The following is a 2,731-nucleotide window of genomic DNA, read 5'->3' as shown; positions in this document are numbered from 1 at the left end:
GAGTATTATCGGGAGCATAAGGTCGATATCCGGGTGGCCCGGATTTTCAACACCTACGGCCCGCGAATGCTGGAAAACGATGGTCGAGTGGTGAGTAATTTCGTCGTGCAAGCTTTGCGCGGTGAACCCTTAACGGTTTATGGTCAAGGTTCCCAAACCCGCAGTTTTTGCTATGTTTCTGACCTGGTGGAAGGGTTAATGCGTTTGATGAATGGGGACTTTATCGGGCCGGTTAATCTCGGCAATCCCGACGAATACACAATTCTGGAATTAGCGCAATTCATCCAAGGCATGATTAATCCCGAGGCCGAATTGGTCTATAAACCACTGCCGGAAGATGATCCCAAGCAACGACAACCGGATATCACTCGTGCTAAAACCTATCTAGATTGGAGTCCAACTATTCCTCTAAGCCAGGGTTTAAAAATGACGATCGAGGATTTCCGTTCTCGTCTCAGCTAATCCCTAATCAATGAACTTAACTTAATTGTCACTCACTGGAGTAATTATCATGCGTGTTTGTGTTATCGGAACGGGTTATGTGGGTTTAGTCACTGGGGTTTGTCTAGCACATATCGGCCATCATGTCATCTGTATTGACAACAATGAAGAAAAAGTCAAATTGATGAAATCGGGACAATCCCCCATCTATGAACCGGGGTTATCAGAATTAATGCAGTCTTCGGCAGCCTCCGGCAATCTGGAATTCTCCACGGATCTAGAAGCGGGAGTTAAACACGGTGAAATCCTCTTTATCGCTGTTGGTACACCAGCACTACCCACGGGAGAAAGTGACACTCGTTATGTGGAAGCGGTGGCCCGGGGTATTGGGGCCCATCTCAACGGTGGTTATAAAGTAATCGTCAATAAATCGACCGTTCCCATCGGTTCTGGGGATTGGGTACGGATGATCGTCCTCGATGGAGTGGCCGAGAGACAAAAAAATCTCGTGGCCGCTGGTGGCGGTATTAGTACACTAGAACGCATTGAAGCGGAATTCGATGTGGTCAGTAATCCCGAATTTTTACGGGAAGGTTCAGCGGTTTATGATACTTTTAACCCCGATCGCATTGTTTTAGGCAGTAATAACCCGAAAGCCATCGAAATGATGAAGGAATTGTACGCGCCTTTGGTTGAACGCCAATTCGCCGACGATACCTCCTTGCCTCCCGTTCCCGTGGTGGTTACGGATCTCAGTTCGGCGGAAATGATTAAATACGCCGCTAATGCCTTCCTAGCTACCAAAATTAGCTTTATTAACGAAGTAGCTAACATCTGCGATCGCGTGGGGGCCGATGTCACCCAAGTGGCTAAAGGTATCGGTTTAGATTCCCGTATCGGCAGCAAGTTCCTCTCGGCCGGGATCGGTTGGGGGGGTTCCTGTTTCCCCAAAGATGTGTCGGCTTTGGTACATACCGCGGAAGACTACGGTTACGAAACGGAATTACTTAACGCCGCTATCAATGTTAACAAACGTCAACGGACAATTGCGATCGAAAAACTGCAACAGGAATTAAAAATCCTCAAGGGTAAAACCGTCGGTTTGTTGGGATTAACTTTTAAACCCGATACCGATGATATGCGCGATGCCCCAGCTTTAACCATGATCGAACAGTTAAATCGTTTAGGTGCTAAGGTAAAAGCTTATGATCCGATCGTTTCCCAAAGTGGTTTAAGTCACGGTTTAAGCGGTGTGATTATCGAATCGGATCCAGAAAGATTGGCCGATGGTTGTGACGCTTTGGTGGTGGTGACGGAATGGCAAGAATTCCTCCGTCTTGACTACGGCAAAATGGCTAAAACCATGCGCGAACCCGTGTTGATTGATGGTCGCAATTTCCTCGATCCTGCTGTGGTGACAGCAGCCGGTTTCCGTTACCTCGGGATTGGACGTTAATCCCAGAAATCCGCCTTTTCAGCAGGACTAACGCGGGTGGGGAAGGAGCAAAAAGCACCAACCCTTACCCCTGCTCCTAGGGGCGAAAATTGCCCGATTATGCCAGATGAAAAACGAAAACTTCCTAGCTGACCATAAGGATAGTTGCAATGGTTACATGATGTGAACGGGGGCCACTAGAATCCGGGGGCGATGGGTAGAATTAAATTGAGAAACTAGAAATCAGTTTTAGCAATACCTATGGTTAGCTCTGTTCAATACCGCTACACTAACGAACAAGTTAGGGACTGGTTACGGGGATTACTGACAATTGCTTGGTGTGATGGGGATTATAGCACCAGCGAACAGGAATCGATCGCCCGTTTCGCTCACGAATTAGAATTAGATGACGACCACGTTCTCTATCAATCGATTAGTCCCGAAGAATTGGCCGCAAGTTTCGGTCATGACCCCAAAATATCAGAAAACTTCCTCCGCACGGCGGTCATGGTAGCGATCGCCGACGGCATTTATTCCCCCGCAGAAGCGCAATTACTGCGTAGTTATCGGGATGCTTTCGGGTTAGAAATCGAGGCCCTGTCAGCTTTAGAACATACTATCTGTGAAATTCCCGAAATTACCACAGAAGCGAATAAATCCGAGTTTATCAGTGCCGAACATCCCCACCCAGATCTGCTTCATCCCCTCAAAGATTGGTTAGATGGGGTAGAAATGCACGATCCGCGCTTGGCCCGGTTTATCTGCAAAATGGTTCCGCCTCAATGTCCTTTTGAACGCGATATCGTGCTGTTTGGTCATAAATTAGTCCATATTCCGCCCCTGTGCAAGTTAAAT

The 2,731-nt window shown here is 47.6% G+C and carries 3 protein-coding genes; all 3 read left to right on the top strand.

Annotation, left to right across the window (positions count from 1 at the left end; genetic code table 11):
• Positions 1 to 462: GDP-mannose 4,6-dehydratase (locus tag PX481_RS18395; protein ID WP_288095361.1), on the top strand; the 462-nt coding region annotated here is incomplete at its 5' end.
• Between the two features lie 49 nt (positions 463 to 511).
• Positions 512 to 1,897 carry a UDP-glucose dehydrogenase family protein gene (locus tag PX481_RS18390; protein WP_288095359.1) on the top strand — a complete coding sequence of 462 codons (1,386 nt, stop codon included), beginning with the start codon at positions 512 to 514 and terminating at the stop codon, positions 1,895 to 1,897.
• 240 nt (positions 1,898 to 2,137) lie between these two features.
• Positions 2,138 to 2,731 (top strand): Mo-dependent nitrogenase C-terminal domain-containing protein (locus tag PX481_RS18385; protein WP_288095357.1); only part of this gene is annotated, 594 nt, incomplete at its 3' end.

It is taken from the genome of Microcystis sp. M53603_WE2 (assembly GCF_030065435.1).
This window is presented reverse-complemented; position numbering and strand designations above follow the sequence as displayed.